This is a genomic window from Amycolatopsis sp. La24, assembly GCF_029087445.1.
Taxonomy (GTDB): Bacteria; Actinomycetota; Actinomycetes; order Mycobacteriales; family Pseudonocardiaceae; genus Amycolatopsis; species Amycolatopsis nivea.
The window spans coordinates 39,926-53,370 of the sequence record NZ_JARACH010000067.1 but is presented as its reverse complement, the minus strand read 5'-3'; the positions used below and the strand labels follow the sequence as shown (position 1 = coordinate 53,370).

15 protein-coding genes are annotated in these 13,445 nt (G+C 64.9%); 7 read left to right on the top strand and 8 right to left on the bottom strand.

The window, feature by feature from the left end:
* Positions 1 to 124: 124 nt before the first annotated feature.
* A complete protein-coding gene (locus PUT80_RS38885; RefSeq protein ID WP_275295113.1) occupies positions 125 to 316 on the bottom strand; it encodes a hypothetical protein in 192 nt (63 codons plus the stop codon).
* A 678-nt stretch (positions 317 to 994) separates the two neighbouring features.
* Between PUT80_RS38885 and PUT80_RS38880 the strand changes: the two genes are divergently transcribed.
* On the top strand, positions 995 to 1,792 hold the full coding sequence (locus PUT80_RS38880; RefSeq protein WP_275295112.1) for a hypothetical protein: 798 nt from the start codon (positions 995 to 997) through the stop codon (positions 1,790 to 1,792).
* Between the two features lie 622 nt (positions 1,793 to 2,414).
* Here PUT80_RS38880 and PUT80_RS38875 read toward each other — a convergent pair.
* Entirely contained in the window at positions 2,415 to 3,308 is an 894-nt protein-coding gene (locus tag PUT80_RS38875) for a MazG nucleotide pyrophosphohydrolase domain-containing protein (protein ID WP_275295111.1), read from the bottom strand.
* A gap of 126 nt (positions 3,309 to 3,434) precedes the next feature.
* Between PUT80_RS38875 and PUT80_RS38870 the strand changes: the two genes are divergently transcribed.
* From PUT80_RS38870 to PUT80_RS38855, 4 genes are read left to right on the top strand one after another with little or no spacing between them, the layout of a single operon-like run.
* A complete protein-coding gene (locus PUT80_RS38870; protein WP_275295110.1) occupies positions 3,435 to 3,746 on the top strand; it encodes a phosphopantetheine-binding protein in 312 nt (103 codons plus the stop codon).
* Complete coding sequence (locus PUT80_RS38865) at positions 3,739 to 4,137, top strand: helix-turn-helix transcriptional regulator (RefSeq protein WP_275295109.1); 399 nt, start codon at positions 3,739 to 3,741, stop codon at positions 4,135 to 4,137. Before PUT80_RS38870 ends, PUT80_RS38865 begins: the two co-directional genes overlap by 8 nt.
* Positions 4,134 to 5,162, top strand: coding sequence for an ImmA/IrrE family metallo-endopeptidase (locus tag PUT80_RS38860; protein ID WP_275295108.1), 1,029 nt, complete (start codon positions 4,134 to 4,136; stop codon positions 5,160 to 5,162). Before PUT80_RS38865 ends, PUT80_RS38860 begins: the two co-directional genes overlap by 4 nt.
* Positions 5,162 to 6,010, top strand: a complete 849-nt coding sequence (locus PUT80_RS38855; protein WP_275295107.1) for a hypothetical protein — start codon at positions 5,162 to 5,164, stop codon at positions 6,008 to 6,010. The genes PUT80_RS38860 and PUT80_RS38855 overlap by 1 nt, the downstream gene beginning before the upstream one ends.
* Here PUT80_RS38855 and PUT80_RS38850 read toward each other — a convergent pair.
* Positions 5,988 to 7,058 (bottom strand): nucleotide kinase domain-containing protein, encoded by a 1,071-nt coding sequence (locus PUT80_RS38850; RefSeq protein ID WP_275295106.1) that lies wholly within the window; start codon positions 7,056 to 7,058, stop codon positions 5,988 to 5,990. The two genes, PUT80_RS38855 and PUT80_RS38850, sit on opposite strands and share 23 nt — an antisense overlap.
* A gap of 857 nt (positions 7,059 to 7,915) precedes the next feature.
* Here PUT80_RS38850 and PUT80_RS38845 point away from each other — a divergent pair.
* Together PUT80_RS38845 and PUT80_RS38840 are read left to right on the top strand one after the other, a co-directional pair.
* Positions 7,916 to 9,418: a hypothetical protein gene (locus PUT80_RS38845; RefSeq protein WP_275295105.1), complete on the top strand. Its 1,503-nt coding sequence runs from the start codon at positions 7,916 to 7,918 to the stop codon at positions 9,416 to 9,418.
* A 36-nt stretch (positions 9,419 to 9,454) separates the two neighbouring features.
* Positions 9,455 to 9,667 (top strand): hypothetical protein, encoded by a 213-nt coding sequence (locus PUT80_RS38840; RefSeq protein ID WP_275295104.1) that lies wholly within the window; start codon positions 9,455 to 9,457, stop codon positions 9,665 to 9,667.
* Positions 9,668 to 9,795: 128 nt separating this feature from the next.
* Here PUT80_RS38840 and PUT80_RS38835 read toward each other — a convergent pair whose 3' ends face one another.
* The 5 genes from PUT80_RS38835 to PUT80_RS38815 all read right to left on the bottom strand — a co-directional run bounded on the left by PUT80_RS38835 (position 9,796) and on the right by PUT80_RS38815 (position 13,441).
* Positions 9,796 to 10,194: a hypothetical protein gene (locus tag PUT80_RS38835; protein ID WP_275295103.1), complete on the bottom strand. Its 399-nt coding sequence runs from the start codon at positions 10,192 to 10,194 to the stop codon at positions 9,796 to 9,798.
* The gene (locus tag PUT80_RS38830; RefSeq protein ID WP_275295102.1) at positions 10,169 to 10,435 is read right to left on the bottom strand and encodes a hypothetical protein; all 267 of its coding nucleotides are present in this window, start codon (positions 10,433 to 10,435) and stop codon (positions 10,169 to 10,171) included. The genes PUT80_RS38835 and PUT80_RS38830 overlap by 26 nt, the downstream gene beginning before the upstream one ends.
* Positions 10,436 to 10,652: 217 nt before the next feature.
* A complete protein-coding gene (locus PUT80_RS38825; protein ID WP_275295101.1) occupies positions 10,653 to 12,299 on the bottom strand; it encodes a tyrosine-type recombinase/integrase in 1,647 nt (548 codons plus the stop codon).
* A 99-nt stretch (positions 12,300 to 12,398) separates the two neighbouring features.
* The gene (locus PUT80_RS38820) at positions 12,399 to 12,623 is read right to left on the bottom strand and encodes a DNA-binding protein (protein ID WP_275295100.1); all 225 of its coding nucleotides are present in this window, start codon (positions 12,621 to 12,623) and stop codon (positions 12,399 to 12,401) included.
* Positions 12,620 to 13,441 carry a site-specific DNA-methyltransferase gene (locus PUT80_RS38815; protein WP_037817643.1) on the bottom strand — a complete coding sequence of 274 codons (822 nt, stop codon included), beginning with the start codon at positions 13,439 to 13,441 and terminating at the stop codon, positions 12,620 to 12,622. The genes PUT80_RS38820 and PUT80_RS38815 overlap by 4 nt, the downstream gene beginning before the upstream one ends.
* Positions 13,442 to 13,445: the final 4 nt, after the last annotated feature.

Below are 13,445 nucleotides of genomic sequence, written 5' to 3'. Positions count from 1 at the left end.
GTTTCTACAACAGTGTGCGGCGGCACTCCGCTATCGGGATGCTCAGCCCCGACAACTTCGAGCAGGCACTCCGAACGGCTGCCTGAACCCCTCGTAAGCCCCTGTCCACCATTCGGGGTGAACCTCACTCGTCCGCGGCGTTCTTCGACTGATAAGCCAGCTCTCCACGCACTGAAGCCTCGGGATCCTTCCCGTTGTCCACCAACGTCGGCGTGAAGACCAGCCGCGTCCGCGGACCTTCCCGCAAGACCACCTGAGTGACCTGAGCAGTGCTACCACTCGTGCTGGTGATCCGCACCAGCCCTGGCTTGACCACACCCACCTCCACCGACTCGTGACGGTAAGTCGTCAAAACGACGTCAGTCGTTTCAGAAGGCAACCAGCCCCAGGCCCTCGCCATAGCCGAACGCCGATGGACTGAGGGCCACCGGGGTGTCCCTCAGCAAGCCGCGCCACCACTCCAGCCCTCTCCGCGACACCAGCTAACACAGACAAACAACTGGGCTGCCGGGGCAGAATGAACGAGAACGCACCCGACGCCCGACCGCAGCAGTCGCGTCCGGTTGACCTTGATGCTCCGCTCCCCGGCAAGCAACGCGACGGCTCGCCCGACGAGGCCCAGACCCACCTGCGCCATGCGGCCATCAACGGGGCCGACGGGTGGCGATGATGCCAGGATGGGCCCTCGGCCTGATCGATAGGCGTTGCAGGCGCGCAGGCAGGGTTGCAGCGGCCGAGACCTGCTCGTGGTCGACACGATCGTGACGGCCGTCCACCGATCGGCTCGTTGGACTCGCGGCGCTGTTAGCAGCTGCGCTCACGCTTCGACAACGAGTGCAGCCGACGTGAGAGGCCCATGACAAGGGGCTCTCGTAGCCTTTTGCACATGCGGTTGAGTGCGCGTCGGCAAGCGGCGCAAGACGATGAAGATGGTTGGGCTCGCGAAATGGCGAGGTCGTCACTGCCAGAGTGGCTACACCGTCGCGTAGGTCGTGTGCTGCAGGTTCTCAACAGGCTCATCTTCCGCAAACCGGTGATCTATCCGGAGCTGAATGTGCTCCGGCACTATCGCGTAAGTGCCGAGCAACTCGATGCTATGCACGATCTGACAGCTAGGCGAGTTGCAGCACCGTTGGCACTCGCGGTTGCAACGCCAGTCCTCACAATTCTGCTTGCTGGGCTGGTCAGCGTTTCACCGGACTGGTTGGCAGTGCATCTGGTCAGAGCGACGTCGCTCGTCGGGTTCGCGTTCGAACTATCAGCATTGTTCTGGCTCAGGTTCTCCAGCACTCTCGTCATCCTCGATGTGAAGACCGCGTTGGGGTTGCTGGCCGAAGTCCGCCGTCACCATGGCTTAGAAGCCAGGGTATCCGACGCTGGCGCACAGTCGATTCGATCGGAGAGGGCGAGAGTCAAGAGCGTATTGCGGGCGCGAGCACGCAGCTTACGGAAAAACGTCGCCCGGGTTGCCGGACGCAAGGCAGGGGAACCGGGCTTTGCCGAGTGCGAGCACTTGGCCGTCTGGTTGTACTGGGCATCCGATGACTTGGACGACGAGACGCGCGTACACCGAGCTATCCGCGCCTGCGGGCAAACTCTGGCGCACTTCACCGGCCCACGCCCCTGGTCGATACCAGATATCGCGCGACCGCCCGCAGCTGCCACCGTCGTACCACCCACCCGGTCGCAACGGCTGCGCGCAGCAGTCGCGCGGATCATTCAGGCAAGCTCCATCGCCGCCGCATTAGGGGTAACCGGTGCCATCATCCAACTGCTGGCGAAGATGCTGTAGCCGCGACCGCTCCTGGGCCAGGTTTGTCAACCAGCACGGAATAACTCACGAGAAGAAGGAATCCATCACTCTCTTCATCTCGACGTCGCCACACTGTTCTCTTGCACTGCAGGGCCTTCGCCGAGCACATCGCCCGCGCCAACGGCGCGAGCGATGTTGGCTCTCCAAACAGCCAATGAACCCGAGCAAGGCCGAACCCGCTCGCGATCAGCGCCTGGACGTGGGAGGGTCATCGCTGCCAAACACGACGCTTCCGCTCACATAGCGTCCGCGGCTGGCTTGTTCCGCCGCGATGAGTCAGCCGCTCAAAATGAGCACGACGATGGCCAGTGATCTTTGCAAGGCTTCAAGACTGGGCATAATTGCCCAGGCACGTCGGCAACTGAAACCGTGCCCGGTCGTGAGGGCTTCGACCAGAATTGCGTAGCCGGCACACTCCGGCCACGCTCCTTTATGGACGACCTCACCTTTTTGAGCAGGAGCAAGATACTCAAATCCGCAGAAATTTTCGAACACACGGTTGCGAACTGAGTAAATTTGTTATGCGGGTCGGTTCGATCGACCTCGCCAGAGACATCGCAATACAGGGACCGATTCCCCGTATTGCCCCGAGCTTGCCAGATCAGTCCGACCCAGCCTCCACGGCTGTAGGTTCAAATTTCATCGTGCGGGCAGTCAGGTCTGCTCGGACGATGCCGTTTCCACCGTGGTCGTCGAGATGCTTCCACATCCGGAACCCCTCAAGAACGGCATGCTCCCAGTCGGCTGCCGTGCGAGCACCGACCTCGAGCTGAGCTGTGGATGTCGCGATCGAGGCGAGGACGTCGCCGTCGACGCGTGCTGCGTCGCTGAGGTAGTCACGCGTGGCCGCGTAGGCGAAGATCGATGCCGCGAGCCCTTCTTCGATGGCGATCGCACGGCCACCATCTTCGTTTTCGTCGATCGCCGGATCGCTTCGGCGCTTGCGCCCGAGCAGCGCACGGGTGACCGGAGACCAGCCGAGCAGGCTCGCGTAGCTCAGGTGGAACACGTCGTGCAAGCGATAGCTGTCGGTGTTGCGCGAAGCGTCGGTGAGGGTCGCGCCGACTTGCAGGCTTCCGCAGGAGACCTCTGTCGCGAGGACGCCGTCCGGCTTGCGGTAGGTCCGGAACTCATATGCGATCGACGACGGCAGCCGTTCCCCTGCGGGAAAGCCTGCGTCGAAGACGTGCCATTCGGCCGATGGAATCCACCGGTCGGCGGTCTTGGTCAGATTCGCTACAGCGACGTCCTCCAGGTCCAAGCCGAGTCCGTCGGCGAACGCGGTCAGATGCCACAGGACATCGCCGAGTTCTTCGCGGACTCGGAGTTTGCCCCACCTCTGATGGTCGCCATCACGCTGGGTTCGCTGGTACTGCCTGGACAGGTCGCCGATCTGAGCGACCATGCTCAACAGGTGGCCAGCTGCAGCGTCCGCCCCTTCCGGTGAGTCCTGGCGGGTAGTCATCGCTTTTCGTTGGTAGTCGCGAAGGTGCACAGAGTCTCCTGCAAGCGCCGACAACGGGGAAGGTTGCCTGGAATCACGACAGCGCTGTCCTTGATTCCGACGACCCTTCTGTCGTACCATAGGACACGTTGGTCGGCAAACAGGACAGAGGTGGCCGTGGACGACCGAGTGGTGACCCGCGAAGAGGTCGAGGAGTACATCGTCGGCCTGCTCGCGGAGGAATTCGAACGAGACGCCGAGGAGCTGATGAGCGAGCTCGCTGCGCTGTCACCGGAGATGCCCTGCGACTCCGTGCTCCTTGTCGAGCTGATGACCCGGGTGTCCGCACGCTTCGGAGTGCGGTTCGAAGCGACCTTCGAGACAGCGCGCGACATGCGTTCGGTGCGAGGTTTCGCGGATCGCGTCTGCGAAGAGTTGGCCGCCACGGCCCTCACCACCCAATCGGAAGGAGTCCCCGCCGATGAATGAGTCCAACACGTCAGCTCCGCAGGACGAGGGGGCCGTGCTCGACCCGGAGCAGGTCCGCCTCGGTGCACGCCTGAAGCAGAGCCGAGAGTACCTGGGGCTGAGCCAGAAGTTTGTCGCCGACCGCACCGGGATACCGCGTTCGGCCATTTCCGATGTCGAACGCGGCGTACGCAAGGTCGACAGCCTGGAGCTGAAGAAGTTCGCTCTCGTCTACACCCGGCCGGTGGGCTACTTCCTCGATGAGGACGACGACGCAGACCCAGGCAACCACACGGTGCAAGTAGTCGCCCGCAGGCTTGGCGGCATGAGCAACGACGACCTGGCGAAGGTTGCCGACTATGTCGAGATGGTGGAGGTCCGGGCCCGGCTGCAGAACCAGACCAAGCCATGAGCAAGTGGTCGGCGGCGCACCGGATCGCCCAGATCGCCGCGCAGAACGCGCGCGGCGAGGCGGACCTTCGGCATGACCAACGCGTCGATGTCATCGCCATGATCGATGCGGCCGGGATCGAGGTGTTCGGACAACACAGCTCGAAACTTTTCGGTGCCACGATCCCTGCTTCGGGCGACCGGCCGCTGACCATCTGGCTCAACGCCAACTCCACCGTGAACGGGCAACGCCACACCGCCGCGCACGAGTGGGGCCACCGGATGCTTGATCACCCGGCGACCTGCGAACTCGAAATCGCCTCAGTCCCCGACGACGACACTGCGGCCGACCGAGGCACCACCGCGGATCCGCAGTGGCACGCCGCCCGAACCTTGCCCGAGGTGACCGCGGAAGCCTTCGCGGCCTGGCTCCTCATGCCGCGCAGCGCACTCAGATCGGCCCTGCGAGCCGTCGGCCGGAGCAACGGCGTCACACCCACCGCGTGTTACCTGGCATCACTGCTGCTGGGCACCTCGTACGCCGGAACGGCGCGCCATCTCGCGACCGCACACCTCATCGAGCGACCAGCTTCGAATCTGCTGACTCGGGTTCCGCCAGGGCGCGTGAAGAAGAGCCTCGACGTAGCCGGCGCTCCCCCGCGCGACCCGCGGGCCGATGTCTGGCCGCTCGCCGCGGTCGCTCCGTTCGGCGAGCTCGTGTTCGCCGAGGGAGACAGGATCGTCGTAGACACAGGAAGCTCTGCGGACCTGCTCGGCGATCGTCTGCTCGAACACGGGCTCGCGGAGACAGTCTGGGACTCTCCAGAACACAAGGTTCTCGTCGCGACCTCGACGGGAGGCGACGAACGCAGCGCCGTGGTGCTCGAACACGACGGCGGAGCGGTGCGAGTACGCGTGGACAGCGTTCTTCAAGGCCTCGCGGACCTGTCGAGCATTCCGGACCTGTCCGCTCTGTCCGACGACGAGATCAACGCCCAGTACCAGCTCCAGGAGCAGATTTTCCGAGACGTCCGGGGAGGAACCTGATGAGCGAAGCTGCCTTACACGCGATGAACCAGGTCATTCGCGAATCCACGACCGGTGCGGCGTGGCTCAAGATGGTCGACCTCGCGGAGACGAACTACCCTGATCGACTTCTGCATGCGCGGGTGACCATCACAGACCCCGGAGCGGAAGATCCCGAGGTCCGGGCGCTGGTGGACCGCATGCTCAAGGTGCTGAAGAAGGCTCCGGTGCAGACGGTTGTCAACACCCTGTTCCCCGCCGCGCTCGCGCGTGTCAGCAAGACCCCTCATGAGCTTTCGTCCCGCTATACCGCCATGTACAAGCGGATCCGCCGCGAAGCCGGGGCCAACGGCCGCGGCACCTACTTCGGCAGAATCGTCCATTACCCGGCGCGAGACGAGCCGGTCAACCAACTGACTCGGCTCATCGAACAGCTGCGCCGGGACCAGAACGCGAAGAAAACTCGTCCGGCCGCTATCTACGAAATTGCCACTGCGGGGTCGGGCTCTGTGCCTGGTCAGGACAGGCGGCCGCTGGATGAGGCCAGCGACGCGACCTGCACTGAAGAAACGCAGGTGTACGCCCCCACTCCGGACACGATCCCAATGGGATTCCCATGCCTGTCCCATCTCTCCTGGCAGCGCGTGGGCGGGCGGCTGCACATGCTCGCGCAATACCGGCACCAGTACCTCATCGAGCGAGCCTACGGAAACTACCTAGCGCTCGGGCTGCTCCAGCACTACGTGGCGACCGCTGCCGAACTGGATGTCGGGGAACTGTCCGTCGATACCGGACTGTGCACGCTCGAAATCAGTCCGGCTGCTCTTCGCAAACATCTGGCACAACTCAACCAGACATCCCTGTGGTGACCTTGGTGAACTGTCGCAACTGTCGACCGACCGCGTCAGTGATCCCCCACTTCGGCGGAAACCACGGAGGGGGAAGGGGTTCCGCTGATGGCCGGTACACCTGCTTGATGCGCGTACGACCTGAAATCCCCGCGACCTCCGGGTGCGCAACGCGCGAGTACTTGTCGACTTCGCAGAACAGGTTCTGACAGTCGATGAGGTGGAGTGGCCGCCCGCCCAAGGAGGCAAACTGGAGGCCTAGACGATCGAAATGTTCTTCCTGGGTGTCGACCATGTACGCGATGATCTCAGCCTCAATACCAGCCGCCGCGCGCCCGAAGCACTTGCGTATCCCATCTCGTGCTCCCGGTCCGGCGACGACGAACTGGTTTTCATCGAAGTCGATGACGCTCGCGTAGTTCAGGTCGATCGCGAACTGGAAACCGAGAAAATCGCCGATGCCCGGGTACTCGCCGAGCAGCCGGAACACCTGCGACAGGCTGTCGGCTTCCTGCATTCTCCTCGGCAGCCGGTCACGCATCATGGTTTCAAGCAGCAACAGGTGGTCATGATGCTTGCGCGGACCGCCGAGACGCGGCGGCGGTATCACGTAAGCCGGCGAATACAGCCGCCTGCCTGAAGCCCATGCTGCGTCCAGCACCGCACGAGCCATGCGAGGCTTCCAGCTGCGCCAGGTAATCGGCCCCAGCTCCGCGTTCAAGAGCTGCCACGTACCGATCTTGTTGAACAGCTTGAAAAGCAGCACCCGAAACACAACGTCCGTCGCGTCCTGGCTGCCTTCATACGCGACGTCGTGAATCGCGAACTGGCTAACCCGATCGGCCGCGCGGTAACAGTTCGTGAATCGATGCGTCCGAAGGATTTCGTCGTCGGGCACGAGATCGGCACGATTGGTCAACCGCGCGAAGTACAGCTCCTGCCGATCTGCGGCGAACCGCCAGTAGGTATCGAAGACCGTGCTCGGCGCGAGCCGACGACCTGCGACGTCCACTCGTAGCGGAGCGCAGTCCATCGGCGGCACTGAAGCTGACCGACGCAGCGTTTGCATGAGGTCAACTTACCCGTTCCGACGCAAGATCCGTCTCAACGGCACGTCGATCCGTACTGACCACTTCGGACGGATTCTGTCACGCTCAACAAACCTGGTGCCGGGAGGCGGTCGAGCGAGTCACGACCATGCAGTTCGACCGGCACGGCAACCGAGTCTGGCATGAGGCCAAGGCCTTGTGAACTCCGAGCACACCCGCCCACCAACGTCGCCGCGGACGGCCACGACTGGCCGGTCCGGTTCCACTGCGTCGGTTGCGGCCATTTCGGCACCGACGTGTCCCATCTTCCTGGCCGGGAGGCATAGCTGGCCGACCTACTGCGCAACCGGGAGCGGCTGCTGGTCTCGACCAGACCGTCGCTATCGGCTCCCGGATCTGCTGACGCTGATCCACGTCGCATAGGCGGACCCGCCGGCCGCGAGTTGAGGCGGCCCGATGGTCAGCCGCGCCTCGTTACAGGCTGATCTGGCCAATGCCCAGGCTCGGCTGCCCCAGCAAGCCGCGTACATCAAACAGTTGGAGCGCAAGCTGTCTGAGGTTTTCGGGGAAAAGGCATGGGGAGTCGGAGCTCGGCGCGCCGACCGACATTGGCGCACTCCAGTGCCGGATCACCGGCCTGGAGCAGCAGCTCATGGATCTGCAAGGTCAACCTGAGGAACGTGACCAGGAACTAGCCGCTGCGCGGGCGGCGAACCGCCGGGGACCTATTTCCGCAGCGAGGCACCGGTCCTGATTCGGATGGTCGCCCGGGGCACGGCACGGCGAAGTCACGATCCGGGTCGACTTCCTGCGGTTTGTAACAGTCAGTCCAGGCGGCGGCGATTTAGCGACCGTCACTGATTTGGAGGGCATCAGCATGAGCGATCGTGCTGCCGACGAGGCAGGCCAGCCGGTTTCCGGTGTAATCGTCCGAGCAAACCCGCGCGTTGCTGTCGAAGCCGCGCGCCAGGACCTCGAGGCGTTTGAGGTCCTCATGCTGGCCTCCATCGACAGGTTGGGGCTGCCCACCGAGGGCGTCATCGTCGATGTCAGGGAACGGGAGAAGCTGCTCCGCAACGCGGAGGACGCCCTCGACCGACTCGACGATGAGCAGCGCGCCCGAGCCTCCTACATCTCCAAAATGATGATGGCCGCCTCGGTCGGGCTGTTCGACGCCGCGCTGACCTACCTCTGGGACGAGACCATCAGCGAGCTGCGCAAGCGGGTGGCCGCCTTCGACGTCGAGTACTTCTTCGACCTCGCCGAGCCCGACCCCGCCAAGCGCAAGGGCCTGCGCACTCCAGAGGACCTGCCCAAGGTCGACGACTCCAAGCTGATGGAGGCCGCGAGCAAAATCCAGCTGATCAGCGATGTCGGCTACAAGCAGCTCGACCACATCCGCTACATGCGCAACCACGCCAGCTCAGCGCACCCGACCGAGGTCTCGCTGACCGGACTGACTCTGGTGGCCTGGTTGGAGGCCTGCATCCGCGAGGTCATCACCTTGCCGCACGCGAACGTCGTCGCCAAGATCGGTCGGCTGCTGGACAACATCAAAACGAAGCGCATGTCCCAGACCGAGGTCGACATCGCCGCGGCGTCCTTCGACAACCTCCCTCCAGATCAGGCCGACAACCTCGCCGCCGGCCTCTTCGGGATCTACAACCCACCGGACGCGACGCCGGACGCGCAGGACAATATTCGCAAGCTCTGGCTTGAGCTCTGGCCCTACGTCGGCGAGGACAAGCGAATCGACTTCGGCGTCAAGCTCGCGCGGTTCCGGGCCAACGGCGACACCGACCGGGCCACGCGCGCCCGAGAACTACTAGATCTCGTCGACGGCACTGCCTACCTTGCCGATTCCGAGCGCTTGGCGGAACTCTCCCAGGCACTCGACGACCTCATCACGGCCCACGAAGGCTGGAACAATTTCGCCAACGAGCCCGCGGTCGCCAGCAGACTGCAAGCTTTGGTAGGCAAGCACGGCCAGGTCCCGGACGGGTTCAACACCCCCTACGTCCGCCATCTCGTCTATGTGTTCCTCACCAACGGACACGGCACGTCCTGGGCTGCTGATCCCATCTACAAAGACCTGATCAGCAAGTTCGACACCGTCCAGGCTGGCATCGCGCTGCGCACCTTCGCCGCGAGCGCGATCTCCAGCCGCCTACAGCACCCTCTCGCGAGGGAGAAGTGGGCCGAGCTTCTCGACCTCATCGAGCCGAAACTCACGGGTCAGCTCGACCGCACGCTGCTGGACGCTGTCCGTGAGTTCAGTGGCACTCCGGATCAACTCGTCCTCGACAGCGAGATCAAGCGACAGTTGGGACTGCGGAAGCCACGCAGCAGGCCATCACGCAGGCCGGGCACCAAGCACTGAAATCCGGCGGATGTCGTTAGAGCTATTGTGAAGTCCTTGCGCCGTATCGCCGACCCCGACGCCTTCCCCGACCTCATAGAAGACGCCATCGAGTGGAACGAGCAGCGCCGCCCCTTCGAACACGACACCCTCGCCGCCAGCCGACTCCGCATCACCCTCCACGAGCCGCACAAGGCCTGCTCGAAGACCTCCTCCACGGGCGACTCCGCGGCTGCGAACTGCTGTTCGAAGACGAACCCGGGGATCTAGACGAAGCCGAGATCGAGAGCCGTGATACACGTATCCACGCAGAGTTCTGCGCAGACGTCAGAGCAAAAACTGCGGCCAACCAGGCGCGACTGTTTGCAACTTTGGCCAGCGGGAGGAAACCGGACAGGTCAGGCGATCGCGTCCTGTGTCAGGTTCATCTTTTCGCGCCAATCTGCGCGGACCACTCGCGTCAACACGCGGGACCGTTCTGCCCCGACCCCCAACGACTTGCGCAATATCTCGGCCGAGACAGGGCGCTGATGCCGCTCACGATGCTGCGCGTCGATCAGTTTCGCCCGCTCCACCAAACCGGGATCAAGCCCGACTACGTTTTTACTATCGAGCCGTGGCGGCCGCTCAGACATGTCAGCCGGCGGGACCTCCGGCCTGTGGCCGACCGTTCCTTGAACATCGGCGAGAGCTTGCACCAACCCCGGCCCCACGTCAGACCAGCCAATCAGCAACAGCGGTCCCACCGCATCGAACAACGCCCTGCCGACCTCACCAGCAGCCAGCGGCTCGGCCACATTCAAACGCCAACGTCACCACACTCGCACCCACCAAAAGCCGCCGCGCCGACCGCAGACCCGCCGAACGAACACCTGACGCCGACAGCCGACGCACCGCGACCAGCAACGCCACCACCGTCACATCCACCGCAGGCGCAACCAGCGGCGCCACCCACACCGGCACACCCAGCCGAAGAGCAAGCGCCAGCACGTTCCCGAACCCGAACGTGAACGTCAGCCCGACGACGATCCCCACCATGACGCTGACCGCAGACACGACCGGGTCACGCCGAGCACCCGGCCCTGTCACACCGACCACCTCACGACGCTGTGCCAGACCGGGAGCGGACCAGACGACACGACCCGGCATTTGCGAGCCCGAGGCGAGCCCGAGACCTCCACCACACGACAACAGCAGCCGACACACCACGACATCACCGAAGCCCCGCGACCACACGAGAAGGTCTGGTCCGACATCACTCGACACCACCCGACACGTCAGGCAGCGAACTCTTAACCAGCGGGTTCGGGGTTCGAGTCCCTGATGGCGCACCCTCACACCCCAGGTGGTCGGAAACGATGACCTGGGGTTTTGCGTTATGCGGACGTTGTTCTTCCGGTTCTCGACTGTCCATTGTGGTCTCCTGCGAGCCCGAGGGGAGCCCGAGAACGCTAGCCGGGCGCAACGCGGCCTGCCGGGGGATGGCCCCGGCCAGTCGGCGGGCGGCGTCGGCGGCGAGTTCCTGGGCGACGTTGGTGTAGAGGTCCATGGTGACCTTGATCGACGAGTGCCGGAGGATGTGCTGGATCACCTTCATCTCCACCCCCGCCGCGAGCATCAACGTCGCCGCGCCGTGGCGGAGTCCGTGGAGAGTGATCGGGGGCAGGCCGGCCAGTGCGATCAGGCGGGCGAACTCGTCCGCGACGTCCGCCGGATGCAACGGGCTCCCGTCGGGGCAGGTGAAGAGCAAGTCGTGCTCCCGCCAATCGCTGCCGAGTCGGGTCTTCGCCTCGTCCTGACGGGCCAGGTGCGCGGCAAGGACGAGCACGGTGTCCGGGTCGAGCGGCACGATCCCCTCCGACGACGGGGTCTTGGGCTTGGACTGGCCGGTCTCCCACCCGTACTGCACGATCTGGTTCGCCACCTCCAGACAGCCCGCGTCCAGGAACGTGTCCGAGCGGCGCTGCCCGCACGCCTCGCCCCGCCGCAACGCCGCATACGCGATCAGATGGAACAACGGGTAAAGTGGGTGGTCGACCGCGAAGTCGAGGAACCGCCCGGTCTGCTCCCCCGTCCACACCATCACCGGGAACGGCACCTCCCCGGTGCGCCGCCACTTCGCCACCCGCTCCGGCGTCCACAACCGCGGCTTCGGCCGCTCCGCCCGCGGCAACTCCACCAGCACCGCCACATTCACCAGCAACAACCCTTCCCGCACCCGCCGGTTGAGCAAGGCTCGCAGGGTTTCCCGGATCCGGTGCAACGACAACGGCCCCACCGGACGCTGCCACTTCACCGCCGCGACCTTCCGCGGATCACCACTGGCGCGGTACTGCTCGATCACATCGTTGTTCTCCGCGATCGCCTCGAACATCGCGTCCAAGTGCGCGACGCGGAGCCTGTCGCGCCGGACCTTCCCCAAGTGCGGGCGCAGATACAGCCGCACATGGGATTCGTAGGAACGGTAGGTGTTGCGGCTCACCGACCGCTTCTTCACCGCCAGAAACTCGTCGAACTCCTCATCCATCAAGGGATGCTCCAGGACCGTCGCGGCCGCGCGCACGAGGCGCCGCACGGCTTCGACGTCGGGCAGCGGGTCCTTCTTCGCGATCACCGACGCGACCAGGTCGCCGATCTTGCGCAACGTCTCCTCGTCCCCTTCCTGCGCGATCCCGAGCAAGTCTCGGACCCGACCGAGACCCGTCTCGGCCTCCGTCGCGCTCGCATACCCGCCGCGCCGCCGCGGGCGGCGGTTGCCCGCGGCGTCCGGCGGCAGCTCGATCCGGAAGAACCACTGCCCGTGCCGCTTGTTCCGCAGCTTCGGGCACTCCTCCCCCAGCGACCTCTTGTTGCCGTCCCGGCACGAACACCGCCGGAACACCGAACCCTTCGGCACCGTCACCCTTTGCTCCTTCGTCACGTCATCACCCACCAGGGCAGTTCTCGGGCGTAGATACTCGCGCTGCGACCACGACTCGGGGAAGCCCGAGCGGGGCCGAGATCACCGGATCAGGTGGTCGATTCCCAGCAGTCGCAGCAGGCCGACCGTCGGGATCCGGTACGCCGCGCCGACGCGCACGACAGGGCAAGGGAACGAGCCAGCCCGCGCCAGCGCATACGCGGTCGTCCGGCCGATCCCCAACGCCCGCCGCGCCGTCTCCAGATCCACGATCGCGGGCAATGCTTCGACCTCGCTCAGCGTCAACACCTCGGCGTCGACCGTCACGACCGCTCCCCCGCCAATCCCAGCCGCTGCCGCGCGATCTCGTGACACCGCGGATCGAGGTCGATCCCGATGAACCGGCACCGCTGCTCCCGCGCCGCGAGACCGGTGGTCCCGGTCCCCGAGAACGGGTCCAGCACCGTCCCGCCCGGACGACACCCAAGCCGCACACAGCGGCGCGCGATCTCCCGGGTCCCGACCGCCGGATGGTTCAGGCCCGTGCGGTCCGCCGAGACCGTCCACACCTCAGGCCCGGCCGCGGTCTCGGTGTCGTCTCGCTGGCCTCGGCCGAGCTCGAAAATAGTCTCGTAGCGACGGGCGAAGCGGTCCCGCACGCTCTCCGGTCGCGCGTTCGGCTTGTGCCACACCACCTCCCGGCGGATCACCCAGCCGCGGTCCCTCAGCGCGAACGCCACCCGCCACGGCACACCCACCAGATCCTTGGCCCGATGCTTCTGCTGCGGCGGCCGATGCGACCCGTACCGCGACCGCACTGCTGTCGAGCCGTCCGCGACGTAGTTGCCCCACGAACCGCCGTAGCTGTCGCCCAGGTTCAACCACACGGAACCACCCGGAACAAGCACCGGAGCGACCTCGTCGAACACCGCCGCCAGCACCGCGACGTACTCCGCAACGGTCGGCTCGCCGCCCAGCTGGCCGGCGACCCGGTAGTCCCGGAGACCCCAGTACGGCGGAGACGTCACCACGCAATCGACCGAACCGGCAGGAACACGCGACAGCTCGTCGACCGCATCGCCGCAGTACAAGACGACCTGACCGTTGTCGTATGCCAACACCGGATTCTCGAATTCGTCAATCATCGCT